At 39.2% G+C, this 24,370-nt stretch carries 27 protein-coding genes and 3 pseudogenes; 14 read left to right on the top strand and 16 right to left on the bottom strand.

Annotated features, from left to right (window positions below):
- Positions 1 to 39 precede the first annotated feature (39 nt).
- The 7 genes from MHI11_RS05295 to MHI11_RS05265 all read right to left on the bottom strand — a co-directional run bounded on the left by MHI11_RS05295 (position 40) and on the right by MHI11_RS05265 (position 4,114).
- Complete coding sequence (locus MHI11_RS05295) at positions 40 to 879, bottom strand: recombinase RecT (protein ID WP_340960571.1); 840 nt, start codon at positions 877 to 879, stop codon at positions 40 to 42.
- Positions 879 to 1,829, bottom strand: a complete 951-nt coding sequence (locus MHI11_RS05290) for a YqaJ viral recombinase family nuclease (RefSeq protein WP_340960570.1) — start codon at positions 1,827 to 1,829, stop codon at positions 879 to 881. The genes MHI11_RS05295 and MHI11_RS05290 overlap by 1 nt, the downstream gene beginning before the upstream one ends.
- A 1-nt stretch (position 1,830) precedes the next feature.
- On the bottom strand, positions 1,831 to 2,010 hold the full coding sequence (locus tag MHI11_RS05285; RefSeq protein WP_340960569.1) for a hypothetical protein: 180 nt from the start codon (positions 2,008 to 2,010) through the stop codon (positions 1,831 to 1,833).
- Between the two features lie 203 nt (positions 2,011 to 2,213).
- Positions 2,214 to 2,492, bottom strand: a complete 279-nt coding sequence (locus tag MHI11_RS05280) for a YqaH family protein (RefSeq protein WP_340960568.1) — start codon at positions 2,490 to 2,492, stop codon at positions 2,214 to 2,216.
- Positions 2,489 to 3,058, bottom strand: a complete 570-nt coding sequence (locus tag MHI11_RS05275; RefSeq protein WP_025207057.1) for a helix-turn-helix domain-containing protein — start codon at positions 3,056 to 3,058, stop codon at positions 2,489 to 2,491. Before MHI11_RS05275 ends, MHI11_RS05280 begins: the two co-directional genes overlap by 4 nt.
- A 64-nt stretch (positions 3,059 to 3,122) precedes the next feature.
- Entirely contained in the window at positions 3,123 to 3,812 is a 690-nt protein-coding gene (locus tag MHI11_RS05270; protein ID WP_340960567.1) for an ORF6C domain-containing protein, read from the bottom strand.
- Positions 3,809 to 4,114: a hypothetical protein gene (locus tag MHI11_RS05265; RefSeq protein ID WP_226804890.1), complete on the bottom strand. Its 306-nt coding sequence runs from the start codon at positions 4,112 to 4,114 to the stop codon at positions 3,809 to 3,811. The genes MHI11_RS05270 and MHI11_RS05265 overlap by 4 nt, the downstream gene beginning before the upstream one ends.
- A gap of 72 nt (positions 4,115 to 4,186) precedes the next feature.
- On the opposite strand from MHI11_RS05265, the gene MHI11_RS05260 reads away from it, so the two are divergent.
- Positions 4,187 to 4,429 carry a hypothetical protein gene (locus tag MHI11_RS05260; RefSeq protein WP_307499203.1) on the top strand — a complete coding sequence of 81 codons (243 nt, stop codon included), beginning with the start codon at positions 4,187 to 4,189 and terminating at the stop codon, positions 4,427 to 4,429.
- Here MHI11_RS05260 and MHI11_RS05255 read toward each other — a convergent pair.
- Both MHI11_RS05255 and MHI11_RS05250 read right to left on the bottom strand, forming a co-directional pair.
- Complete coding sequence (locus MHI11_RS05255) at positions 4,416 to 4,592, bottom strand: hypothetical protein (protein WP_307499202.1); 177 nt, start codon at positions 4,590 to 4,592, stop codon at positions 4,416 to 4,418. The two genes, MHI11_RS05260 and MHI11_RS05255, sit on opposite strands and share 14 nt — an antisense overlap.
- 51 nt (positions 4,593 to 4,643) lie before the next feature.
- Positions 4,644 to 4,853: a helix-turn-helix domain-containing protein gene (locus MHI11_RS05250; RefSeq protein ID WP_335351299.1), complete on the bottom strand. Its 210-nt coding sequence runs from the start codon at positions 4,851 to 4,853 to the stop codon at positions 4,644 to 4,646.
- 179 nt (positions 4,854 to 5,032) lie between these two features.
- Between MHI11_RS05250 and MHI11_RS05245 the strand changes: the two genes are divergently transcribed.
- The 4 genes from MHI11_RS05245 (at position 5,033) to MHI11_RS05230 (ending at position 8,393) form a co-directional block, all read left to right on the top strand.
- On the top strand, positions 5,033 to 5,398 hold the full coding sequence (locus MHI11_RS05245) for a helix-turn-helix domain-containing protein (RefSeq protein ID WP_340960566.1): 366 nt from the start codon (positions 5,033 to 5,035) through the stop codon (positions 5,396 to 5,398).
- A gap of 521 nt (positions 5,399 to 5,919) precedes the next feature.
- Positions 5,920 to 6,615: a hypothetical protein gene (locus tag MHI11_RS05240; RefSeq protein WP_340960564.1), complete on the top strand. Its 696-nt coding sequence runs from the start codon at positions 5,920 to 5,922 to the stop codon at positions 6,613 to 6,615.
- 66 nt (positions 6,616 to 6,681) lie between these two features.
- Positions 6,682 to 7,185 (top strand): ImmA/IrrE family metallo-endopeptidase, encoded by a 504-nt coding sequence (locus tag MHI11_RS05235; protein WP_340960563.1) that lies wholly within the window; start codon positions 6,682 to 6,684, stop codon positions 7,183 to 7,185.
- 14 nt (positions 7,186 to 7,199) lie between these two features.
- Positions 7,200 to 8,393: a site-specific integrase gene (locus MHI11_RS05230; RefSeq protein WP_106036621.1), complete on the top strand. Its 1,194-nt coding sequence runs from the start codon at positions 7,200 to 7,202 to the stop codon at positions 8,391 to 8,393.
- Positions 8,394 to 8,471: 78 nt separating this feature from the next.
- Here MHI11_RS05230 and MHI11_RS05225 read toward each other — a convergent pair.
- A pseudogene (locus MHI11_RS05225) lies at positions 8,472 to 8,714 on the bottom strand (competence protein ComK); the annotation flags it as partial.
- Positions 8,715 to 9,003: 289 nt separating this feature from the next.
- Between MHI11_RS05225 and MHI11_RS05220 the strand changes: the two are divergent.
- Positions 9,004 to 9,234 carry an IDEAL domain-containing protein gene (locus MHI11_RS05220; protein WP_003210924.1) on the top strand — a complete coding sequence of 77 codons (231 nt, stop codon included), beginning with the start codon at positions 9,004 to 9,006 and terminating at the stop codon, positions 9,232 to 9,234.
- A gap of 63 nt (positions 9,235 to 9,297) precedes the next feature.
- Here the strand turns inward: MHI11_RS05220 and MHI11_RS05215 are convergent, their stop codons facing one another.
- The gene (locus tag MHI11_RS05215; RefSeq protein ID WP_044140706.1) at positions 9,298 to 10,158 is read right to left on the bottom strand and encodes an SDR family oxidoreductase; all 861 of its coding nucleotides are present in this window, start codon (positions 10,156 to 10,158) and stop codon (positions 9,298 to 9,300) included.
- Between the two features lie 145 nt (positions 10,159 to 10,303).
- Between MHI11_RS05215 and MHI11_RS05210 the strand changes: the two are divergent.
- The 5 genes and pseudogenes from MHI11_RS05210 (at position 10,304) to MHI11_RS05195 (ending at position 15,576) form a co-directional block, all read left to right on the top strand.
- Positions 10,304 to 11,837 (top strand): annotated as a pseudogene (locus MHI11_RS05210) (FAD-dependent oxidoreductase).
- A 90-nt stretch (positions 11,838 to 11,927) separates the two neighbouring features.
- Positions 11,928 to 12,467: pseudogene (locus MHI11_RS20890) on the top strand (protoglobin family protein); the annotation flags it as partial.
- Positions 12,468 to 12,611: 144 nt separating this feature from the next.
- The gene (locus MHI11_RS20885; protein WP_404841025.1) at positions 12,612 to 13,223 is read left to right on the top strand and encodes a methyl-accepting chemotaxis protein; all 612 of its coding nucleotides are present in this window, start codon (positions 12,612 to 12,614) and stop codon (positions 13,221 to 13,223) included.
- 61 nt (positions 13,224 to 13,284) lie between these two features.
- Entirely contained in the window at positions 13,285 to 13,869 is a 585-nt protein-coding gene (locus MHI11_RS05200) for a histidine phosphatase family protein (RefSeq protein WP_044140704.1), read from the top strand.
- 561 nt (positions 13,870 to 14,430) lie between these two features.
- Entirely contained in the window at positions 14,431 to 15,576 is a 1,146-nt protein-coding gene (locus MHI11_RS05195) for a serine alkaline protease SapB (protein WP_044140726.1), read from the top strand.
- A gap of 41 nt (positions 15,577 to 15,617) precedes the next feature.
- Here MHI11_RS05195 and MHI11_RS05190 read toward each other — a convergent pair whose 3' ends face one another.
- Positions 15,618 to 16,901: a M48 family metallopeptidase gene (locus tag MHI11_RS05190; RefSeq protein WP_044140703.1), complete on the bottom strand. Its 1,284-nt coding sequence runs from the start codon at positions 16,899 to 16,901 to the stop codon at positions 15,618 to 15,620.
- Between the two features lie 177 nt (positions 16,902 to 17,078).
- Between MHI11_RS05190 and MHI11_RS05185 the strand changes: the two genes are divergently transcribed.
- Positions 17,079 to 17,486, top strand: a complete 408-nt coding sequence (locus MHI11_RS05185; RefSeq protein ID WP_044140702.1) for a hypothetical protein — start codon at positions 17,079 to 17,081, stop codon at positions 17,484 to 17,486.
- A gap of 87 nt (positions 17,487 to 17,573) precedes the next feature.
- Here MHI11_RS05185 and MHI11_RS05180 read toward each other — a convergent pair whose 3' ends face one another.
- The 3 genes from MHI11_RS05180 to MHI11_RS05170 all read right to left on the bottom strand — a co-directional run bounded on the left by MHI11_RS05180 (position 17,574) and on the right by MHI11_RS05170 (position 21,034).
- Positions 17,574 to 19,127: a fatty acid--CoA ligase family protein gene (locus MHI11_RS05180; protein WP_044140701.1), complete on the bottom strand. Its 1,554-nt coding sequence runs from the start codon at positions 19,125 to 19,127 to the stop codon at positions 17,574 to 17,576.
- Between the two features lie 171 nt (positions 19,128 to 19,298).
- Complete coding sequence (locus MHI11_RS05175; protein ID WP_044140700.1) at positions 19,299 to 20,288, bottom strand: lipoate--protein ligase; 990 nt, start codon at positions 20,286 to 20,288, stop codon at positions 19,299 to 19,301.
- A gap of 2 nt (positions 20,289 to 20,290) precedes the next feature.
- On the bottom strand, positions 20,291 to 21,034 hold the full coding sequence (locus MHI11_RS05170) for an MBL fold metallo-hydrolase (RefSeq protein WP_340960561.1): 744 nt from the start codon (positions 21,032 to 21,034) through the stop codon (positions 20,291 to 20,293).
- A 156-nt stretch (positions 21,035 to 21,190) separates the two neighbouring features.
- Here MHI11_RS05170 and yhfH point away from each other — a divergent pair, with 156 nt between their 5' ends.
- The gene (gene yhfH / locus MHI11_RS05165; RefSeq protein ID WP_008359029.1) at positions 21,191 to 21,328 is read left to right on the top strand and encodes a protein YhfH; all 138 of its coding nucleotides are present in this window, start codon (positions 21,191 to 21,193) and stop codon (positions 21,326 to 21,328) included.
- Positions 21,329 to 21,667: 339 nt separating this feature from the next.
- Positions 21,668 to 22,957 carry a cation:dicarboxylate symporter family transporter gene (locus MHI11_RS05160; protein WP_044140699.1) on the top strand — a complete coding sequence of 430 codons (1,290 nt, stop codon included), beginning with the start codon at positions 21,668 to 21,670 and terminating at the stop codon, positions 22,955 to 22,957.
- 239 nt (positions 22,958 to 23,196) lie between these two features.
- Here MHI11_RS05160 and MHI11_RS05155 read toward each other — a convergent pair whose 3' ends face one another.
- Complete coding sequence (locus MHI11_RS05155) at positions 23,197 to 24,246, bottom strand: M42 family metallopeptidase (protein ID WP_340960560.1); 1,050 nt, start codon at positions 24,244 to 24,246, stop codon at positions 23,197 to 23,199.
- Positions 24,247 to 24,370: the final 124 nt, after the last annotated feature.

Genomic DNA, 24,370 nt, shown 5'->3' with positions numbered 1-24,370 from the left:
CCTTCCGTCATCCATACATAACAGAAGGGAATAGGCACTCTAATTGAAAGGGAGTTCGTCATCTTTTATATCAACCGTTTCGCCGTCAAAAGGATCGGCATCTTTTGCGCTTGGCTTTTCATCAGCATCAATGATTTCCGTTTCCGGCATTTCATCCGTAATGTCGATGCGCTCACGTTGTTCTTCTCCGTCTTCTTTCAGGGCTGACTGCATTTCAACCGACAAAATGCCCCACTTACTCAAGATTGCTTTTAATACCGTTTTGAGTGCCATAGCATCCCAATCGTTTTTCCAACCGAAATCGGATTTACTAAAACGTTTTTTATGCTTTTCAACGTCCGCTTTTGGCCAATAACTTGTTTTTCTAAAACCGTTTAGTAGCTCAAAATATGCAGCATATCCAATGACCGAATCTGACTTTCTTTTTTCAAAATCAATATCTAGTTCCTCAGTTAAAGGGTTCCACTTTTGGAGTTCACCCTCACGAATAGGTATACAGTTGATAAACTTGTATTGTCCGGTTCTTAAAGCAAGCTGGATATAACCTTTGTAGCCTAGTTGAAATTGCGCTTTTCCACCGTAGGGAACAATCCAGGCATAACCCAAGTTCTTATCTACAGGCAGATCAAGCGTAGCTGCTACCATCGCCGATGAAATGACGCTCATCGGTTCCGCTTTTTGAAGCATTTTCTCGCTGTTATATAGACCTAGAATTGACGTTGTGAATTGTGGTGCTCGCTTCCCTAAAACCTCTTCAAAACGGTTCATGACTGTTGGTGAAGAAAGTAGTGATTTTAGTGTTGTTCCTTGAGCAGCTGGTGCCGCTGCGTTATTCTGCCGTTTCTGAATGTTGTTTTTTAATGATTGATTAGTAGCCATCATTCGACCTCCTTGATTGCGAAACGCCTTGATCTCGTTTCTTTTATGACTTTTTGGTAAATATCGGGGAAGTGCTCTTTCAGTTTGTTTGTGTCTACTCTGTTAGAAACAATAGGCTTCCAAGTTGCCTGATACTTCCCGACAAAACCTGTTTCAGCATCTTTCAATTCTTGCTTGATCTGATTCTCAAGCTCTTTCGCTTGCTCTTGTAAAGCGGCAATTTCTGCTTTAAGTCTTAGATAGTGTTGGATGCGCTCTTTATTTGCGCTTGTGAGATCAACAATTTTGGTGCTATCTGATTCAGCATATTTCTTCTTCAAGAACTCTTCTGCTGCGCTCGATCCGTCTAGTGCTGGAGCAACACCTTTTAACACATGGTCATTCCAAAAATTCACGACAGATGAAAAGATCATGTCAATCAGTTCTTCATCCCGCTCAACTTCTTTCCACACAAACCGATTACCGCCAATCAGTACAGCGAAGTAACCCTTTTTGTATTCAGGTCCTAAAATGCCTAGATAATATTGAACCTGAACAATGTAACTGGCGGGAATCTCATCATCTATCCATTCTTTTGCGTTATAGGCAGATGTTGTCTTGCATTCGAGAATGGCTTTTTCTCCAACGATCATCCGATCAATGTTTGCTAGAATCATAGAGTGTTCGGGATGCTGTAGAATGGCGTTTTTCTTACGAACCTTTTTACCGCTCCTAATCTCAAATTCTTTCGCAACAATGTCTTCAAGAATGGTTCCAAAATAAGCTGCATCGCTCTGTTCATCATCCAGCAAGACTTGCCCTGTCTTTTCAAGCCATAATTCAAACGGCGTTTTCCATTTACTCAAGCCAAGCACGACAGCAGCATCAGACCCACCTATGCCCTTCTGACGAGAGAGAAGCCATTCTTCTCTCGTCATTTCAGCTGTAGAAGAAAGGACCTTCGCTTGCATGCTACATCCCAACCTTTTGGCGATACGCAGCTTGTCCTAGCTGAATGTATTTTTGTTTTGCTTGAGCGTTTGAGAAGCAGAAGACCGGTAAACCTTTTTTATAGTCGATCCAACCACCTGCCTGTTCCAAACGCTCCTGCGCTTCTCTTCTGTGGTCAAAGCTGATTTGAAATTTTGACATCGTGTATACCTCCATTGAATTTTTGTTAAAGATTTGGTATACTGTCTGTACCTAATCAGAAGCAGTACACTTTAAAACTCGCTATGCCAAGCGGGTTTTTTTATTTGTCTTCGTCTTCCTCTTCATAGCCATCGCGCTCCGCTTCATCTCTCCAGTAATCTTTCGGATAACCAAAGCTATTAATTTGTGTGATCATCGGATGCTCAATATTCAATGATTTCAGTCCTTTCAGTACGTTTGACAACTGCAAGCTTCACACCATGTTTTTTCTGTATTTCCTCAGCAGTTTTGATTAATCGGCCCTTGTTATTCATCCGTAAAAGATCCTCACTGATATTTCTAATGCTTCCAGCTAAACTTGCAACTTCTTCATAATTTCCGTCTTTCAATTCTTGATGAGCAAGATATAAAAGCTCTTTCACACAATCAATTTTCGTCTTAGCTCTCGATACATCTTCACTAATGAATTGTTTTTCAATCATGCTAGAACCGCCTCTCTATCCTGCCTTTTGTGCATTGCCACCTCTGCGACAATGGCTTTTTTCGACCATTTTTCTGTTAAGTCCGTTATCTTTAAGTCAAACTCACGCGCCATTGAATACATGAGCGTTTTGTTTGCTTGTGTCAGGTCGTATATTTGCTTGATAGCCTGCATAGGAAGCTCGCCATGTTTGCCCGGTCTAGTGTTGTTCAACCATTCTGCAAGCTCTTTAGTGGCTTGCTTGGCATCTTCCATTTCATGCACTAGATTGATCAAAGCCTTATGAGCACAATCATTCAGGGCGGGATCAATTGGAGCTGCGGCAAGTGGATGCATTTTGAAAATGTAGTGTACAAGATCAATATGTTCATAGGCTCCACATGCTTTGAACCAGTTGATGCACAATTCAGGTGTAGGTCTGACATAACCATTTTCAATGTCTGATACATTACGCTGATCACGCCCTCCAATTAATTTGCCTAGCTGATACTGTGAATATCCGGCTTCCTTCCTTACTTTTCTAAGAATTTCAGGTAAATTCCGCTGATTATACGGGCTGTTCTGCATTTGTTCCCATCCTTTTCTATTCAGTTTTTGTTGTTAAAATATTAATGAAGGGATACAGCAGGATCTAGGAAACCCTGCGTGGAACCCAGTTAACAATGTAATTCACAGCTACTTGCATATCTTTTCTTTTTAAATCCTTATAGCTGGATACGGCGAAACGATCTTTAATTTCCCGATGAATTTCGCTAAATAGCCGCTTACGTTCTGATTCATCTTCTGTAAAACTGTAAACCCTAGAAGCAACGGCTTTTTGAATCCGTCTTTGTTCACCATGATCAAGTGTGATCTGCTCATCCACTTTGGTGTCCAATTCAAGGATTTTCTTTTCATGAGTGCTTAATTTCTTAGACAACTCGTCTTGTCGTTGTGATGTCTCCAACAAGAGTTTAAGAGACTCAATTCTCTGCTCTCTTTCGGTTAAAGGTTTAGGAACACCAAAGTGACCATTCTTTCTAATTGATGGGATGACTTCAATTGCCAGCCAGTCTTGAAATTGTTCTGCAACTTCGTTAGATGCTTTAAACGCCAGCTTGTACACAAATGGTTCAGGAATGAAATCACCTTTCCCCACTTCTGGGGAATTTTTCGGAAGGTATTCATTCACTCGTTCCCATCGAATGTATTGTTTGTTATTTTTTTCTTGGACAAAGCCTAAAGATTTAGCAACTTGTTCAGCATCAAAAATGATTAGGTCATTCTCGATTGTTGCTGATACTTCAAACATTTCATTTTTGAATAACTGTGGGTTGTTCACGCTGTTACCTCCTGAATGAATGAGGAATTTTGTTCAATCCATCGAAACACTAGGTCTCTTGGATAACGACCACTAATTTCATTGAATTTTGGAAAGTCAGGCCTTGATGTGATTTTCCATACAGGGCTTCTTGAAGCTGAGAAGATTTCTTGTAAATGCTGGTTTGTCAGTAAAGGCGGGTACGAGTTTTTATTCATTCCGTCTTCAACGCCTTTTTCATAAGCTTCTTGGAAAAGCTTTTGCATTTGATCCTGAAACACTGTTGCTGTCAACTCGTCAAAAGTGATAACTGTCTGTGGCATTGTAAAACCTCCTATCTTTTGTAACTATTAATCTTTCATGTGGTAAAATCTTCATGAAAGGTGGTGATATAATTGGCTACTCAAATCTATGCTTGCCTCTGTGGCGAATGGGTTAATCTGACTGATGATGCTGATTGTAAGATGGGGAAATATAAAACTCCTCCAAATATTTGGTGGGAAGAAAGTGCCCATATTTATAGTCCTAATAAAAAATCAGAAGAAAACACCTTATATCAGCAAGATCACATTCATATAAACTATAAAAATGCTGATTATCGTATTCACCCAGTATTCATACAAGTTAAATATTCCTAAACTCCTGTTCTAAGTTAGCTTGTAATAGTTCTGAGTCGTCAAACTCCACTTTGGCGGCTTTAGAACTAAACAAAATGTCTACGTTCTGTTTAACTCGGTTCCACTCTGATTGAGTGATGCCATCTAAAAAATTGGTGAGTTGTTCAATTTTGTTATTGTTCATGTTCTTGCTCCTTTCAAATTGAATTACGCTGTGTTTGTTTTTCGTTGCTATTTAAGCAACGTTTTGAGCAAAAAAATCTGTCACTTTACATTGAAGAATCTTAGCTAACACAGGGAGTTGCTTTGCTTTAAATGCGTACTCTCCTCTTTCGTATTTTAAATAAGTTGACGCGTCTTTAAAACCTAAAGCACTCGCTAATTCTTGTTGAGAAAGATTTAACTCGATTCTTCTATTTCTAATCAAAACAAGGTTAAATTCCAAATATCTCACCTCTTCATTTTGTTGTTGAATCAGCAACTTAATTACAAGTATATTTTGTTGAATCAGCAAAGTCAACTCTTTTTGTTGCGTTTTTAGCAAAATATTTTTTTCCATATTAGAAACATGCTATTATTGTGTTGCTAATATGGAAAAATCATAAAAGGAATCTTGGTGATTTTATGAAAAATAAATTAGGTGAAAGAATTAAAGAACTCCGCGAAAAAAACGATTGGTCATTACGTGAATTAGAATCTAGAGTCAATATTAACTATAGTGTCTTAAGTAGAATAGAGTCAGGTAAAAGACCTGTTACTGATAGTGAATTGCTTAAATTTGCAGATATATTTGATGTATCAACTGATTATCTAGTTGGCAGAAGTGATAACCCTGGTTACAAAATCATTGATAATAATAAAATAGAGTCTGATCCTGACCTTCAAATTGCTTTCAATGCTGCATCTGATTTTTCAGAGGAAGCTAGAAAACAAACAATAGACTTTATCAATTACATCAAAGAGAAGGAAAAAAAGATGGGGAGAAAATAAAAGCCACAGTTAACCAAATAAACCCTTTTAAACAACATTTCCAGTTTCTCTAAGAGGTTTTAATAAGCAATTAGCCCAAATATACCCACTCCATATAAAAACTCTTTAAAAGGGCGAATATGATGTTTTTAATCAATTTGGCTTTTTTGTTTATTTTTCTAAAAAACTCTTGCTTTAATTATTTGATTGTGTTATTTTTTAAAATCTTTTTATTTATTATTATTATTTAGTTTAATTAATACTGTAAAAATTACAGTAAAGTCTTCAGTTGAACACCTGAGTTACTGTAAAAATTACAGTAATATCTACAATTGAATGACCATTCAACTGTAAAAATTACAGCAGAACCTTCAGTCTAAAAAGAAGTGATTGTAGACTCTACTGTAATTTTTACAGTTGAAACCACACCTTAGAATGTTAATATTTTCGTTTTTTGTTGAATTATTGAATGGTTATATATCGATCTGTATAAAGAGAAAAAGATCGCTCTTATAAAAATATCTTTAAAAGGGGAATTTGTTTTGAAAAAGTTTTTTGCACTGTTATTAACAATTGGAATTTCATTAAGTTTAGTAGCCTGTAATACTGAAAATTCTGCGGCAGAGAAAAAGGAAACTACCTCCTCATCACAAAAAGTAGATAAGAAACAGGAAAAAGAAGCAAAATCCAAAGACAATGGCGCTACTGAAGATGTTGAAGGATTAGGAAAAGTAACTGTAGTAGGGGTTGGATATAACGATGAAATTGGAATTGATGGGACTGACGCCCCACTAAAACCAATTAAATTAGGTAGTGCAAAATTGACAATTGAACAGCTTCACATAGTTGACATAGACCCAACCGATGATGCTAAACAGCTCTATTTCAATGATGAAGACAAGGTTAGAGCTGTAGTTATAGACATGAAAGCTGAAAACACCTCTAAAAAAGACGTCATGTTTCACCCTAATCAATCAGTTTTAGTTACTGATTCAGGAGAGCAACTAGAGTCAGATATGATGTTAATGGGGGAAGTAGGCGGAGATTTCTTAGGTAAAGTAACAAAAGAAGGCCAAACATGGTGGATTTTAAAAAACAAATCCAAAGTTATTAAAAATATAAAAATGATCATTTCACCTCCTACAGATAATCAAACTTTTGAAGATATAGGTGAAGAAAAAAGACTAGACTTCCAAATTTTAGATTACGATGCAGCTTTAAAAAAAGATAAGAAGTAGCCCCTTAACGGGCTTTTCTTTTCAAACAAAAACAGAACATATATTCTTATTTTAGGGGTGTTTAAGATGAAAGGACTGTCTCATTTAGAAGAAGAAGTGAAAAAATTATACACAAAATTAAACATGCTTACACCAGAATCCATTGATATGGAACTTATGGCAGCTTCACTAAAAATATGGCTTCATTTTGAAAGAAGGCCTAGTATTGTTTTTTGTGTGAATGGCTCGTACAGCATGGTCATTGATAAACGTTTAAACAAAAAACAACAATGGGAAGAATTTGGTCATGAACTGTGTCATGTAATTAAGCACTATGGGAATCAGTTTGATATGCACAATCTCTTTCGAGAATTGCAAGAATACCAGGCTAATAGTTTTATGTACCATTTCTGTGTGCCCTCCTTTATGCTTCAAAAATTGAAACTGCCTTCTTTACAATCTGAAGCAATAAAACTAATTGGAGACACTTTTAATGTCACTTACTCCTTTGCCGCTACCCGCTTAGACATGTTTAGAAGAAAAAGCTTTGCTTTTGCTTTATATGAGAATTCCTTAAAACAAATTAATTGAGGAGGATTTTTAACATGGCAAGTATTCAAAAGTATGAAACAAAAAAAGGCATCCGATGGATGTATGTCATTGAAAATGGAATTGACCCCAAAACAGGTAAAAGACAACGGATACCAAAGCGTGGTTTTTTGAGAGAAAAAGATGCCAAACAAGCTGCTGCTGAAATGGAGTATATTCTTGGTAAAGTTAAACTCGATATGAAGAACAAAATAACTTTCAAAGAGCTTTGCGACGAATGGCACTCAGTATACAAACTGTCTGGAGTTAAAAACAGCACTTTACGAACTAGGAAAAAAGAAATTAAACACCTAAATAAACACCTTGGTCATAAAAGAGTTAAAGAAATAACTGATAAGGACTATCAAAAAATGTTAGTGAAATTAAAAGAAGGAGGAGAATTATCAAAAGGAAATATTAGCAACATACACTCTGTAGCTAAAATGGTTTTCAGGAGGGCTAGACAACAAAAAATCATTTTAGATGATCCGACAGAATTCGCTCAATTACCTAAAGACATTAAAACCGTTGAGGAGTTAGAAAACCAATCAATCGAAGATAAATACTTTGAAAAAACTGAACTCAAAACTTTTCTGGACACAGCTAATAGAGATTTCGACCATGAATATTTCACAATGTTCTTCCTATTGGCTTGGACAGGCATGAGGGTTGGTGAATTAGCAGCACTTAAATGGAGTGATGTGGATTTTGAAAACAACAGTATCAGTATCACAAAAACATATTTTAATGATAAGGACAATACTAAAGAATTTGAAATTTTAACTCCAAAAACAAAAGGTTCCATTAGGGTTATTGATATAGAACCGGAAGTAATTTCAATTTTAAAAACTCACAAGGCTAATCAAAATGCAGTTAAAATTGCGATTAAAGATGAATGGTTCGATGGTAACTTTATTTTCGGGAGAATGAAGAGAACAAAGTATTATGGTTATCCCCCATTTGTCAAAACGATTGAACATCGTTTCAATACTGTTTTGAAAAAGTCAGGTATTAAAAAAAAATTAACACCGCATTCTCTTAGACACACGCATACTTCGCTGCTTGCAGAAGCCGGTGTAGATCTTCATAGAATTATGGCCCGTTTAGGACATACTGAAGATAAAATAACACGATTAGTTTATTTACACATTACCAGTGATAGGAAAAAAGAGGCTTCAAAGATGTTTGGAGACCTTATGAGAACCGTTTGAAATTGTTTTGGCATCAAAAGGGCATCAAAAATTTTCATTTGTGCCCCCAATCCCTTATATATCGAGCCTTTTATTCCTTAACGGAGGCTTGTGAGAAATTCCTGTTACTTCATATGTTCCCGCTTTTCTGCCTGCATAGCTTGAGCCGAAGAATCTGCAGCTGCGTTCAATAATTTGCAGGGGTTTTAATTCAACGTAAAAGCTTGTCTCTCTTTCTATGACTTTTGAATATACTCTTTTTCCTTCTTCAACCGGAAGGACCGCCATTGTTGTTTGATTAATGACGTATGAATCTAAAGGTGTTTCACTAATTCCTGACACTTCATTTCCTCCTGTGTTAATTTTTGGTTATTTTAGATACTATTAATCTATCACCAACATATAAGAAACGACAGGATTTTTTCAAAATTTATTAAAAATCATTTTTTTATCGTATTATTTAGTCCATTCGATCTATCGAAAAGCCTTTTTTAAAGATATATCACATCGTGTCGATCGGACAAGTGGTGTCGATTTCACTCAAAAATAAATTGTCTAAAAATTATAAATTCTTGTTGATTTTTTCTCCGCCAATCCATATACTATAAAAAAGGCATCGGGGGGATTCTTTATGAAAGAGAAAAAAACGTATGCTGAGCTCATGAAGTCCCGCAACACCCAAAAAACCGAAGAAAACGGCGTGACGATTTTAGACATCTATATTCAAATGGTTTTAGATGAGGCGCTTTATAAACAGCGCTTAACCTTCCTTAGAGAAGAGATTGATAAGGCACTGGATCAGCGCGATGAAAAACGATTCAACGACCTGTCAGCTCAATATGCAGAACACTGCTTACATTAATCATGATGATTTTACTTGCGGCAAAGAGGGCAGCAACTCGTCTCTTTACCGCAAGTTTTTTGTTTATCCATTTAAAATGGTTCCGCCATTTACATGCAGGATTTGTCCATTTATATAAGAGGAGTCTTCGCTCGCTAAAAATAAATAGCTCGGCGCAAGCTCTACTGGCTCACCAGGACGCTCCATTGGAACATCTCCGCCAAATTCAGAGACTTCCTTTTCCGTAAAGGTCGATGGAATGAGCGGTGTCCAAATGGGTCCTGGGGCTACCCCATTCACTCTAATTCCTTGCTTAATGAGCGATAAAGATAATGATCTCGTAAATGTCACGACTGCCCCTTTTGTAGATGAATAGTCGATCAAGGTTTCATGACCTTTATAGGCTGTGACAGATGCGGTATTAATGATACTGCTTCCTTTCTTTAAATGAGGAAGTACCGCTTTTGTTAAGTAAAACATGGCAAAAATATTCGTTTGAAATGTTCGAAGAAGCTGATGTGAGGTAATCTGCTCAATGCTTTTTTGCGGATGCTGTTCCCCGGCATTGTTCACCAAAATATCAATGGAACCGAAAGCATCCTTCGTTTTTTTGACGACCTCGTTTGAAAACGACTCATCTCCTAAATCACCTGCAATTAAAATGGCGCGGCCTCCCGCCTTTTCAATATAGTCCTTCGTTTCCTCTGCATCGCGGTGTTCACTCAAGTAAACAATGGCGACATTGGCGCCTTCCTTCGCAAATAAGACCGAGACTGCTCTTCCGATCCCGCTGTCTCCACCTGTCACAATAGCTGTTTTCCCTGCTAACTTTTTATCCGGCATCTCTCGATCAAAAACAGGCCTTGGATTCATTTTATATTCAAGACCTGGACGCTCACTTTGATGCTGAGGCGGCAATGTTTTCTTCGGCTGCTTTGTTGACACGTCTGACCACTCCTTCCTTTTATCTTGTTTATTTTTATGTGTTAGCTATTTTTTTATGTACGTCGAACTAGTTTCCTTTCAAATGTATGATTTTCTTCATTGTGGAAAAATTATACACAATAAGTCACTAACTGGAGGCGACAGTATGGAACAAGAACATAAAGGATTGGAACAGGCAAAATCGTTATGGATAACGGATAGTCAAAAGCATTCTTTTCCTGCAGTAGATGAGGATCTCACAGCAGATGTCATCATTGTTGGCGGTGGTATTACCGGTATCGCTACCGCGTTTGAAATGACTGAACGTGGGCTGGATGTCATCATCATTGATGCTGATCAACTGCTCCAAGGTACGACCGGACATACGACAGCTAAGATTACCTCACAGCACGATGTGTACTACCATGAGCTGGTTCAGCAAATTGGTATGCCCAAAGCCCGTTTGTATGTAGAAGCAAATGAGAAAGCAAAAGAGCTGATTCAAGCTCGCGTCAAAAAGTACGACATTGATTGTCAGCTAGAAGTCAAAGATGCGTACCTCTATACAAAGGAAGAAAGCGGTGTAAAAAAAATTAAAAAAGGAATTAGATGCCTACAAACAGCTTGGGATTGATCGAGAATGGAAAACAGCGCTTCCTTTTGATGCTGACATCAAGGCTGCCCTAGCAATGACGTAGCAGGCACAGTTCCATCCCCTTCATTATCTCAATGCACTCATTGACCAGCTCCTAGAGCGAGGTGTACGTATTTATGAACAGACAACTGCTGTTGACGTGAAAGAAGGAAACCGCCCTGCTGTCGTCACAAAAGACGACCATCACCTGACAGGCCGCTATATCATTTCCTGTTCGCACTTTCCTTTTTATGATGGAAAAGGACTTTATTTCACGCGCATTCACCCAGAGCAATCTTATGTGGTAGCAGCCAAAACAACGAAGCCGCTCCCAGATGGAATGTACTTAGGGATCGACCAGCCTGCTCATTCTTTAAGAACGGCAGAATGGCATGGTGAGGAAGTGGTTCTCATCGGAGGAGAAGGTCATAAAACTGGACAAGGCGGGGATGAATCTGCTCACTATGAAGGACTAGAAAGGTTTGGAGACGCTACCCTTGGAATTGAAGAGGTGCTGTATCGCTGGTCGACACACGATATGGTCACAATGGATCAAATCCCTTACATTGGCCGCCTAACCAAGCACCATCAAAATATCTTTGTTGCGACCGGTTTTAGAAAATGGGGCATGACGACAAGCCACGCGGCAGCTACTCTTATCGGTGATTTGATTGAAGGAAAATCGAATCCATACGAATCCATTTTTACGCCATCAAGACCTGTTTCTGATTCTTTCGTCAAAGATTTCGTTAAAGAAAACAGCAATGTCGCTGCCAAGCTGATCAGTGGTAAATTAAAACGAACCGATCAAACCATTGATGATTTAAAGCCAGGAGAAGGCGGCATTGTCTCTTATGAACATAAAAAATGTGGCGCCTTTAAATCAGAGGACGGGAACATCTTTCTTGTCGATACAACGTGTACTCACCTAGGCTGTGAAGTCGCTTGGAATAATAGTGACCGCACTTGGGATTGCCCGTGTCACGGTTCACGTTTCTCTATTACTGGAGAGGTAGTAGAAGGCCCAGCAAAGAAACCACTAAAAAGGTCTTATAAAGAACAGTAAAATTTTACTGATTCCCTTTAAAAAATCCAATATTATCCGATAGATAATATAAAGTCTGATAATTTGTGATGATTATAGGGGGACAAAACATTGTTATTTAAAAAAGAGACGAAAAGAAAAAACACTGCTTTTTTCACACAGCAGGATGATGGGATAAAACGTATCAACTTTTCTGACAATACGGATATCGCGAAACAAATCAAAATGATAGACCTGACGCAGCATGACCTATTGATTCTAAAACAGCTCAATCCAATTGTTCAGGAGGATATTGCACGTATCGTTGATAAATTTTATAAAAATTTAGAAGTCGAGTCTTCCTTGATGCATATCATTCAAGATAATAGTTCTGTCGAGCGTTTGAAAAAAACACTCCGCATTCATATTAGTGAAATGTTTGCAGGTGTGGTTGATGAAGCCTATGTGGCAAAACGAATTAAAATTGCGCAAGTTCATTTACGGATTGGCCTCCAGCCTAAGTGGTATATGGCGGCATTCCAGGACCTTCTGCTATCAATTATGGATTTATTTGCTCAGCATATCCAAGATTTCAAAGAATATCAGACAGCAGTCAAAGCGACGACGAAAATCTTAAATTTAGAGCAGCAGCTTGTCCTTGATACATTCCAAAATGAATATTCTAAAATTCGTGATGAAGCAGAACAGCAGCAGCAGGAGCTCCATACAAAAATCACAGAAACATCAAATTCGCTTGCATCTCTCTTCTCAAACACAACAAATGCAGTGGACAAGCTTGTATCAAAATCTGATGAGATGGCGGACATGTCGCAAGCTGGAACGCAAATTTCAGCACAGGTCGAGGAAAAATCGATTGGCGGAAAAAAAGAATTAGAGATTCAACAAACACAAATGAACCAAATTGATGGAAGCATGACAAAGATTGAAACAGAAATTAAACGTTTAGAAGAAATCGCCAAACAGATTGAACAAATCTTTGGGATTGTCACAGGCATTGCAGAGCAGACGAACTTGTTATCTTTAAATGCTTCCATCGAATCTGCACGAGCAGGCGAACACGGAAAAGGCTTTGCTGTCGTCGCAAACGAGGTTCGTAAATTATCAGAGGACACAAAGAAAACGGTTTCAACCGTATCTGAACTCGTCAACAATACCAATTCACAAATCTCCATTGTGTCTCAGCACATTGGGGACGTGAATTTACTCGTGACAGATAGTAAAGAAAAAATGACTCAAATCAATTCGCTCTTCGATGATATCGTCAGCAGCATGAACTTAAGCAAAAATCAAAATGGAAAAATTGAAATAGACCTTCAAACCTTCCTGAACGAATTGAAGGAAGTCAAACAAACGGTGTCCCAAGTTGCCAGCTCAGTCGAATCCTTAACAAGTCTCACAAATCGCTGATCCAGTCTTTTTTCTTCTGCTTTAGTATAATAGAAGAAAAGATAGAAAAGGCGGGATTTGATTGACAACAATTTGCCTAGTCAGACACGGGGAAACAGATTGGAATGCAGCGAAACGAATCCAAGGACGAACAGATATCCCTTTAAATGATACTGGTAAATGGCAGGCTGAACAAACGGGCCTTTATTTGAAGAATGCCCGTTGGGATGTTGTCATTTCCAGTCCACTCACAAGGGCAAAAGAAACAGCACACTTGATTTTAAAACATGTAGATGCGCCTCTTGTCATCATGGATGATTTCATTGAGCGTGATTATGGCGATGCTGAAGGCATGTCATTTGAGGAACGCCAAAAGCTTTTTCCAGATAAACAGTATCCAAATATGGAGCCGCTTGAGACAATTCAAGATCGAATGGTAGAAGGCATTGAGAAAGTTAGAGCAGCCTATCCGAATCAACAAGTCCTGGTCGTGGCACACGGCGCTGCCATCCATGCTTTACTCACCACCTTAGCGGATGAACATCTTGGTCTTGAGAACACGAGGCTCGTCAATGCTTGCTTAAATTATGTGGAATGGAAAGATGGTAAATGGAAGGTGCTTGATTACAACGTGGTCAGCCATTTAACTCAATCCTCTCCTATTTAAAGGACCTGTTATGTAAACAGGTTCTTTAAGCGTGTAGACAAACCCTCGCATTCATTGTCAGTCCTGTGCGTTGGTGCTCACGAATTGCAAATTCGATCCGCGCCAGTGCTCGTCCTTCCTAGACTGCAAAGGTTTTCTATCACGCTGAAAAGAAGACAAAGGGCTAAAATCTGAGAACCTGTTATATAAACAGGTTCTTTTTAAATGACAAAAACAATGATAAAATAGTATTTTTTTATATCGAAATTCGAAATAGATGCTAGACGTTTCTACCTATTTTAAGGCTTTTCGGGTATCGAATATTTCTCCGAAAATGGATCATAAGAAAAAAAGCACACTTCCTTTTTAATAGATAACCGCTGAAATAGTAGAACAAACATATTTTACCATCATTTCCAAGTGACTTAATTCCCCAATTTTCGCTAGGACTTTCACAAAAATTCAGGTCTACTCTTATTTGCCTACTTCCCTTAAACTGAATATACAGAATAGTCAAACGGATCATTCTTATAGACTACGGATGATTATTCTGAAATAAGAAAAAAGGGATGTGGATTGTGCGTGAAAAAGAAAAATGTGATGACAAGTGTTTTATTGGCTGTCCCTCTTTTGTTTTCAGCAGGGTTTGGAGGCTCCATGGCAAATGCCGAGACGGTCTCAAAGTCAGATAGTGAAAAGAGCTATATTGTTGGCTTTAAAGCCTCTGCCACCACAAACAGCTCTAAGAAACAAGCCGTCACTCAAAATGGTGGAAAACTAGAAAAGCAATATCGTCTCATTAACGCCGCACAAGTAAAGATGTCCGAACAAGCCGCAAAAAAACTTGAACATGACCCTAGCATTGCTTACGTAGAAGAAGACCACAAAGCAGAAGCATATGCACAAACCGTCCCTTATGGAATCCCTCAAATCAAAGCTCCAGCTGTACACGCTCAAGGTTATAAAGGTGCTAATGTCAAAGTAGCTGTCCTTGATACAGGCATCCACGCTGCACACCCTGACTTAAATGTTGCAGGCGGTGCCAGCTTCGTCCCTTCAGAACCAAATGCCACCCAAGACTTTCAATCACATGGAACTCACGTAGCCGGAACTATCGCTGCCCTTGATAACACAATTGGTGTTCTTGGGGTCGCTCCAAGTGCTTCCCTATATGCTGTTAAAGTATTAGACCGTTATGGCGACGGACAATATAGCTGGATCATTAGCGGTATTGAATGGGCAGTAGCCAATAATATGGATGTCATCAACATGAGCTTAGGCGGACCGAACGGTTCAACAGCGCTTAAAAATGCCGTTGATACAGCGAATAACCGCGGAGTCGTTGTTGTGGCGGCTGCAGGTAACTCAGGTTCCACTGGCTCTACAAGTACAGTTGGCTATCCAGCAAAATATGATTCTACCATTGCCGTTGCCAATGTAAACAGCAGCAATGTCAGAAATTCGTCTTCTAGCGCAGGTCCTGAATTAGATGTTTCTGCACCTGGTACTTCTATTTTAAGTACAGTACCAAGCAGTGGATACACATCTTATACTGGAACGTCTATGGCGTCTCCTCATGTAGCAGGAGCAGCAGCGCTTATCCTTTCTAAGTACCCGAATCTATCAACTTCTCAGGTTCGCCAGCGATTAGAAAACACGGCAACACCGCTTGGTAACTCCTTCTATTACGGAAAAGGGTTAATCAACGTTCAAGCGGCTTCTAACTAAACAATAAATAAAATCCGGCTAATACAGCCGGATTTTTTTATTTATTGCTTTTTCGACGTTTCCTCTTTTTCCGCTGCTTTTTCCATTTCCATGATTCTCTCCATCATAGTTGGGTGCCCGTAGCGGAAGACCTTCACTAAAAGTGGTGGATTCACCTGAGACAGCCCTGATTTTGCAAGCTTTTGAAAAGACGTCACCCCTGCCTCTCCGTCTTTTGTCAGGTTTACCGCATACTCATCAGCTGCACGTTCTTGATGTCTTGAAACTGCATTTGTAAAAGGTGATGCTGCAAATGACAGCATCGATACAATCATGAGAAGAAGCGGAAGAGCAGCGATGTCGCGCGGATCCCTCAGCCGAAATAGAACTGCTCTCTTACGATAGAAATAAAAATAGAGACGGTCGATCGCAAAAAATCCCGCAAGTGACAGTACTAGATATCCTGCTAATCCTATATAGACATGCTTCATGACGTAATGTCCCATTTCATGTGCCATGATAAATAAAATTTCGCGATCTTTCAGCTTTTGCAATGTCGTATCCCATAACACAATACGCTTATTTTCACCAATCCCTGTGACATAAGCATTCATTGTGTTCGTTTTCTCAGACATATTGACCTCATATACATGATCTGCCGGGATATGAGCTTTGTCCGCAAGTGTTAAGATCTTGTTCTCAAGAGCTTGATTCTTTAGTGGATAAAAATTGTTATATAACGGATCAATGACGACCGGCTGTATAAAGAAGAGAAATAGCGTGAATGGAACTGTCAAACACCAGGCATACAACCACCAACGCTTTCTTCTTTTTTGAATAAGCCAAAAGAATACAATGGCACATAGGGCAAGAAGCGGATATTGAATCCAGAAATCTAGAATTTGATCTTTAAACCAGCTTGCCGTACTTTGAGCAGATACTCCGTAGTGCAAAGACAGCTGATAACCAATCCACTTAATGGGAAGTGAAATCAGCATTGTCAAAAGCGACAGCACAAACACATATACAAGTTTACTTAAAAATGTGAAACGAGCTGCTGCCAGGCTCCAGTCTGCTAATTTTCGTGAAAACCCTGAAATGAGCAGAAGAAAAAAGACATACCAATCTAATGGAATTGTCATGAAAAATAGCAAGTTACGTAATCTCGAGAAATTCTCGCTGATGACAAGCTCATGGCTTGTCATAAAGGTATGCGGATCTGCACTTGTTCCTTTTACACTGTCAGGAACTGATGCATCCCCAAATAGAAACAAATAAGAATAAATAAAAAGACCGTACAATATGTATGCTACCGTTGCAAGAGCTACCCATTTACGTACTCGCACAGGTCAGCCTCCTTTCCATCCCTCTCTCTATTCTAATCATCCATTATTTTGTTTAGAACCTGTCTCATGTGGCTCCATCATAGCATGCCCTATCTGAAAAAGCTTTCACGAAAAAAATGATTATGCTACTCGAAAATCGGAGATGCTACATATAAAATAGAGAGTTGGAGGATCGAAATGAAGAAAATCCTTGCAGGAGTTGTAATCTTTGGACTTTTACTTATTACCTTCTTTTATGTATTCAGCCGGACGAGCGAAATCTTTGATGAGAATCGAGCAGAAAAATTGCTCCTTTCATCTGAAAAAGAGTCCATTTCTTATGAAATAGATGATAAGGACACAGCAGAAGATTTAATAGAAGATTTAAACAAAGGTAAACAAACAAGCAATCATCTCAAGAAAAATTTAAAGAAGCCAGATTATATTGCCAAGGTGATGTACGGCCGAACAAACGGCATCACCTTTCAGCTTTGGACAAACCGTTCGCAGGTCGTTTTTTTAGTAGATGGGACTTATTATGAGCTGAATCAAAAACAGTCTAATTCTTTTCAGAAACAGTTAAAAGAAGCCATTCAAAAGGGCTGAAATTTTATTTTATCCCTTTGTCTTCTTATCAGCGTGATAGAACCTGTACACACTAAGGGAGTCTCTTCATAAAAGACTCCCTTTTTTTTATTTACTTTCCTCTGCTTGATACTTTTCCTTTAGTGCTCTTCTTAAAATTTTACCTGTTGTGTTCTTTGGAATATCATCTATGAAATGGATCGTTTGGGGCTGCTTATATTTCGCTAAAAAGCGTGAACAATGTGTGATGATGTCTTCTTGATCGATGTGAGCATGTTTCTTAGGGGAAATGTAACAGACGACAGCCTCTCCGGTGTTCGGATCTGGCACACCGATGACAACGGCTTCTGCTACAGCTTCATGTTGATAAAGCACTTCTTCTACTTCTCTTGGATACACATTATAACCGCCAACGAGAATCATATCCTTTTTCCGATCGACAATATAAATGTATCCTTCTTCATCTCTTCTCGCTAAATCACCGGTGTACAGCCATCCGTCTCTTAGTGCAACTTCAGTATCTTCTGGCATTTGATAATAGCCTTTCATAATGTTTGGCCCTTTTGCTATGAGCTCTCCGACTTCATTTGGACCGACTTCTTCTCCCAGTTCATTCACAATCTTATTCTTCACATTCATAATGTCGGTCCCGACTGAACCGGGTTTTCTTTTTCCATCAAGAGGATTGAATGCAGTTACTGGGGAAGCCTCTGATAATCCGTAACCCTCCAGCACCGTGACACCAAATTTTTTCTCAAAACCGTGAAGTAAAGCAACAGGCATTGAGGCACCGCCTGATATACAAATCCTCACAGAGGACATTGCTTTCTCATGCCCTTCCTGGCGGTACAAATAGTTATACATAGTCGGAACACCAACAAATAACGTTGGCTTCTCTTTTTCCATCATGCGCAAAAGCTCTGATGGGCTGAAATGCGGCAGAACATAGATGGTCGCGCCATGAATCAATGGTGCATTCATACAAACCGTTAAACAAAATACGTGGAACATCGGCAATGCGGCAATGACCTTGTCCTTTTCATCAATGGATAGGTACTCAGCAACGTCCCTGGCATTTGAATACAGATTAAAATGAGTCAGCATCGCACCCTTTGGTTTTCCTGTCGTGCCAGATGTAAATAAAATAACTGCCGTATCGTCCTGATGAATAGAAGGATGTACGCTTTCTTTCGCATGACCAGACACAAGCTTTTCAAAGAAGACAAGTCGATCAGATACTTCCTTAAAACTTGATCTGCACGCAGATTCATTTTCTGCACAAATAATCACCCGTTCAATAGACGGAAGCTGTTCGTACACCTGCTCGTACACTGGCAGTAGCTGTTCAGGGGCAACAATCCCTTTTACATCACCTGTAATCAGCATATAGCCAATTTCACTAGGCGTGTATGTTGGATTGATTGGTACTACGACAAGCCCTGCCTTTAAGGCACCAAAAAAAGAAATGACAAAATGCGGTGAATTTCCTAAAATAAGCGCGATATGATCCCCAGCTTGAAACCCTTCGCTCACTAAACCATCTGCAAAGCGCTCGATACTTGTCATGAGCTCTCGATAGGTCCACTGATTTCCTTCAAAGATCAGTGCGATATCTTCTCCCTTCGTCATCGCCGTCTGCTCTAGATTTTTGATCAAATCCATTCTCCCACCCCTTACATGTCATCAATGAATGAATAGCCATTCATTTTATGGCCAAACATTCCTCCTTTCTATTATAATAGACAATCGAAAAAATCCACAAGATCAAATGTAAATCGCTTTCATTTCTTTCAATCAAAAAAGCACCGCTATCTCTAGCCGTGCTTGTCCCTCTTAATAAATCAAATCAAGAAAATCCTCTTTTGATACGTTGCCAAAGTAGTGGCGCATGTCCATATCTTCTAATACGTCACTGATCGTTTTGCGATCATATTGCTGCCCAATGAGTCTTTTTTCAATATCAGCAATATCCCCTACACCAAAGAAATCACCAAAGATCTTGCAGTCCTGGATCATCCCTTTTTTCACTTCTAATCGAAGATCAATGGAGCCTGCTGAGAATCTCTTAGAATGCTGTAAATTAAATTTCGGTGAACGGCCGTAGTTCCATTCCCATTTTTGATATCGATCCCGAGAAATCTCGTGAATCTTTTCCCAATCCTTCTCAGTCAACTGATATTGAGGGACATCCCCATTCGTATCGAAAATGTAGCTTAACAGAATTTTTCTAAATTCTTCTGTTGTCATCTTTTGATCCATTAATTCACTAATATTGGCAACCCTGCTTCTAATGGATTTAATGCCTTTTGATTCAATCTTTTCTTTTTTCACATTTAAAGCCGAAACAACATGTTCAATTTCTGAATCAAATAGCAGCGTGCCATGGCTGAAAATGCGCCCTCTAGTAGCGAACTGGGCATTTCCAGAAATTTTCCGACCATCTGCCATGATGTCATTTCTGCCACTTAATTCAGCCTTGACGCCTAGCTTTTCAAGCGCCTGGATGACTGGCTCCGTAAACTTTTTAAAATTATGGAAGCTGTCCCCATCATCTTTTGTGATAAAGCTGAAGTTTAAGTTTCCTTTGTCATGATAAACTGCGCCACCACCGGACAGGCGGCGGACAACTTTGATGCCGTTGTCTTCCACATACTTCGTGTTGATTTCTTCTATTGTATTTTGGTTCTTTCCAATGATAATCGACGGCTGGTTAATATAGAACAGCAAGTACGTTTCTTCTGGGTCTAAATATTTTAAGCAATATTCTTCAATTGCCAAATTAATCATTGGATCATAATGTTGTTCGTTATCGATAAACAGCATCTCTATCTTCCTTCCTTGTTCCATCTAAGCCCTGAATGGGCAAGCTGTATATTGCCAGTATATAACGCCTGTGCTTCATTGACTAGGTCTTTATGACGACCAAAATGGGGCAGGTGGGTGATGATCAGTTCCCCAACATTTGTTTCCATTGCAAGCTTGCCCACCTCTGTACTATTCATATGTCCTGCACTCGATCCGTCCTGTCCAGCGTAAAAATTGCTTTCAGCAATCAGTAGATCTGCATCCTTGCTAAATGGGACAAATGCCTCCTGATAACTTGAGTCTGCTGTATACACCACCACAGCATCCTCTGCCTGAATTCTCATCGCATAGCATTCTGCTGGATGAACCGTTTTCAAAAAATCAATTTGAAATGGACCAATTTGAATACTCTCTTCTGGCTGATAAGCCTTTGCCTTAGTATGTACATCATCCGCAAGCCGCCCAAAAGCTTCTTGATTACCTGTATGTCCATAGACCGGAAGCGGACCGCTGCTTTTTCCTAAATGATATCCCACTAGCTTCGCATATTGGAGTGGTCCGATATCTGCAATATGATCGTGGTGATAATGAGAAAGGAGAACAGCATCAAGTTCTTCTATATCTATGTATTGCTGCAGTTTGGAAAGAACACCACTTCCGCAGTCTACAAGTAGACGAAAGCCATCTGATTCAAAAAGATACCCTGACGTCGCTTCACCAGCGGCCGGAAACCCTCCGTAGCATCCAATGACAGTTAATCTCATCGTCATTTTTCCCTCCTTTTCTAAAAATCCCCTTCTTACAATATACCCATTTTTCATGAAAAAAGCATTCTTCTTGCCTATTGTTACAAAACAGATTGACAATTATTAATCTGTTATAATACAATAATAGCAACAAAACGTATTGGAGGATGACAAATGCTAGGAAAAATCACAGAGTTTTTTAGAAATTTGCCCTCAAAAAAATGCACAAAATGTGGAAATGATTTAATGGAACAACACGAGTGTTACGGTAATGAATGTGAGGAATGCTCACAAGTAAGTTATCTTAAATAAGGTAAAAAAATGAATTAAAAAGCACTTTTTTCCTCCGTCGTCAGTTGGAGTCAAAAGTGCTTTTTATTTTTTCTGAAAAATAGGTAAAAAGGTAAAACCCTTGTCCTAAAAGGGTTTTTTAGTATTTTCATCTGATGAGTTTTAGTTCTGAAGACACTTTTTATTGACTTGAATCAATAAAGGAGGTTCTAAATGTTCATTTTTTCAAATAATTTTGTATTTTCTTAATATAATTTAATCGTGGACGAACCTCTTTAATTTTAGTTATACTTTATTTCATATATTAAAACTTAATACGATGGGAATATTCCTTTAATGAATATGCTAGGGAGGAAATCTATGAAAAAATTAAAATTTGGATTAGCTACACAAATCCTAATCGGTCTTATTCTCGGTGTCGTTGTTGGGGCAATCTTTTTCGGTAACCCAGGCGTTGAGACTTATTTAAAACCAATTGGAGACTTCTTCTTAAGACTCATTAAGATGATTGTTATACCAATTGTCGTATCTAGCTTAATTTTAGGAGTTGCAGGTGCCGGTGATGGTAAAAAGGTAGGGAAACTTGGTTTTAGAACCATTCTTTATTTTGAAATTATCACAACATTTGCGATTATCCTTGGTCTTGTGCTTGCTAACTTTGTTCAACCTGGTGCAGGCGTTGACTTTGGAAATACGGAAAAACAAGATATTAGCCAGTATGTTGAAACGGAAAAAGAGCAAAGCAGCAAATCAATTGCTGATACGTTCCTTCATATCGTTCCAACGAACTTCTTCCAATCATTGGCGGAAGGTGATTTGCTTGCGATTATTTTCTTCACTGTGCTATTTGCTCTTGGCGTTTCTGCCATTGGTGAACGCGGCAAACCAGTGCTCGCCTTCTTTGAAGGTGTATCACACGCCATGTTCCATGTCGTCAATGTTGTGATGAAAGCTGCACCATTTGGTGTCTTCGCACTCATTGGTGTGACTGTATCAAAATTTGGTCTTGAATCTCTTATTTCATTAGGTAAGCTTGTAGGTCTTGTTTATTTTGCGCTCGCTCTCTTCCTTATCGTTGTATTCGGAATTATTGGAAAGATGATTGGCGTCAATATTTTCAGATTTCTTGCTTACATGAAAGATGAAATGCTTCTTGCTTTTAGTACATCCAGCTCTGAAACAGTTTTACCAAGAGTCATGGATAAAATGGAGCGCATTGGATGTCCGAAGGGAATTGTTTCTTTCGTTATCCCAATCGGTTATACGTTTAACCTGGACGGCTCCGTCTTGTACCAAGCGATTGCTGCGCTTTTCCTTGCACAGGTATATGGCATTGACCTCACGATCGTCCAGCAGCTCACACTTGTTCTTGTGCTGATGGTGACATCAAAAGGAATGGCTGCCGTTCCTGGTACATCCTTTGTTGTATTACTCGCTACATTAGGAACGATTGGTGTACCTGCTGAAGGTCTTGCATTTATTGCAGGTGTGGATCGTATCATGGATATGGCGCGAACAGTTGTTAACTTAACAGGAAATGCACTTGCAGCTGTTGTGATGTCTAAATGGGAAGGGCAATATGACCCTGAAAAAGGACATCGCGTGATGACTGGACAAGATGTACCTGAACCGACACAGCTCTCAAGCTAATGAAAAAGAACCCCGATAAATGGGGTTCTTTTAGATTGTTGACAAAGTGCTAAAATGATCTTTATTTTAGCACTTTGTCTTCTTTTTTTCAGCGTGATAGAAAACCTTTGCAGTCTAGGAAGGGCGAGTACCGGAGCGGAGCGAATTGGACATTCGTGAGCACCGGAGCGCAGACTTGACAAAGAATGCGAGGGTTTGTCTACACGCTGAAAGAACCCCGGTAAATGGGGTTCTTTTTTTTATGCTGTGATTAAGGATGATTGCACGTAGTGATAAAGAAGATTCGCTGTATGGACAAGGGAATCTTCATGTGTTCGTTCAAAAGCATGCGAGGAATCTATTCCCGGACCAATCAGTCCATGAATGATATCATGCCCTGCTCGAATCGCTGCTGATGCATCAGAGCCGTAATAAGGGTAAATATCTAGACGATAATCAATATTATTCTCTTCTGCTAATGCGGCTAAATGCTTGCGTAATCCATAATGATAAGGACCGCTTGAGTCCTTCACACAAATAGACACGCTATATTCATCTGTTGATTGACCATCGCCGATCGCTCCCATATCAACAGCGAGATATTCCACCGTTTCTTCTGGAATATTGGAGTTTCCACCGTAACCAATCTCTTCATTATTAGAAATTAAGAAGTGCGTCGTATGCGGCAGTGTGATATTTTCCTTTTGAATACGGTGGATGAGTCGCAGCAAAAGCGCTACACTTGCCTTGTCATCAAGGTGTCTTGATTTAATAAAGCCTGATGACGTCACTTCCACTCTAGGATCAAATGAGATAAAGTCCCCTACTTGAATCCCAAGTGCTTTGACATCGTCTGCATTTTTCACCTTTTCATCGAGACGAATCTCCATATTTTCTTGGTTTCGTTTTGCTTTTCCAGCATCCGCATAGACATGAACGGACGTTTGATGCATAAGAATAGTACCTGTGTATGTATGACCTGTTGCTGTTTCAATTTCACAATATTCGCCTTCAATTGAGTTATATTGAAAGCCTCCAATGAGTGCAAGACGAAGCCGTCCATTTGGTTTAATTTCCTTTACCATCGCACCGAGCGTATCGACATGTGCTGTCAGCATGCGGTGTTCCTCGTCATCAGTTCCTTTAATAGTGGCAATTAAGCCGCCCTTACGATTTCGTTTTGTCTCAATATTTACATCTTGTAAAAAGCGTTCAACAAAGCCGATCACCTTTTCTGTATTCCCTGACGGACTTGGGATCGATACGAGCTTTTGAATCAGCTGAACGGTTTCGTTTACTTCAGTAGTCATTCGGCATTTCCTCCTTTGTGTGAAAGCAATTCCTTCCATGTATGCCTTTTATAGCATCTCTCCTTAAAATATATCGCTTCGGGTTCAAGATGTCTAATTTCAAATCAAAAATCCTTCCTCTATC

Origin of the sequence: Bacillus sp. FSL K6-3312 (assembly GCF_038007485.1) — a bacterium.
Taxonomy (GTDB): Bacteria; Bacillota; Bacilli; order Bacillales; family Bacillaceae; genus Bacillus; species Bacillus pumilus.
The sequence above is the reverse complement of the archived record's forward strand: the minus strand, read 5'-3'. Positions and strand labels throughout refer to the sequence as shown.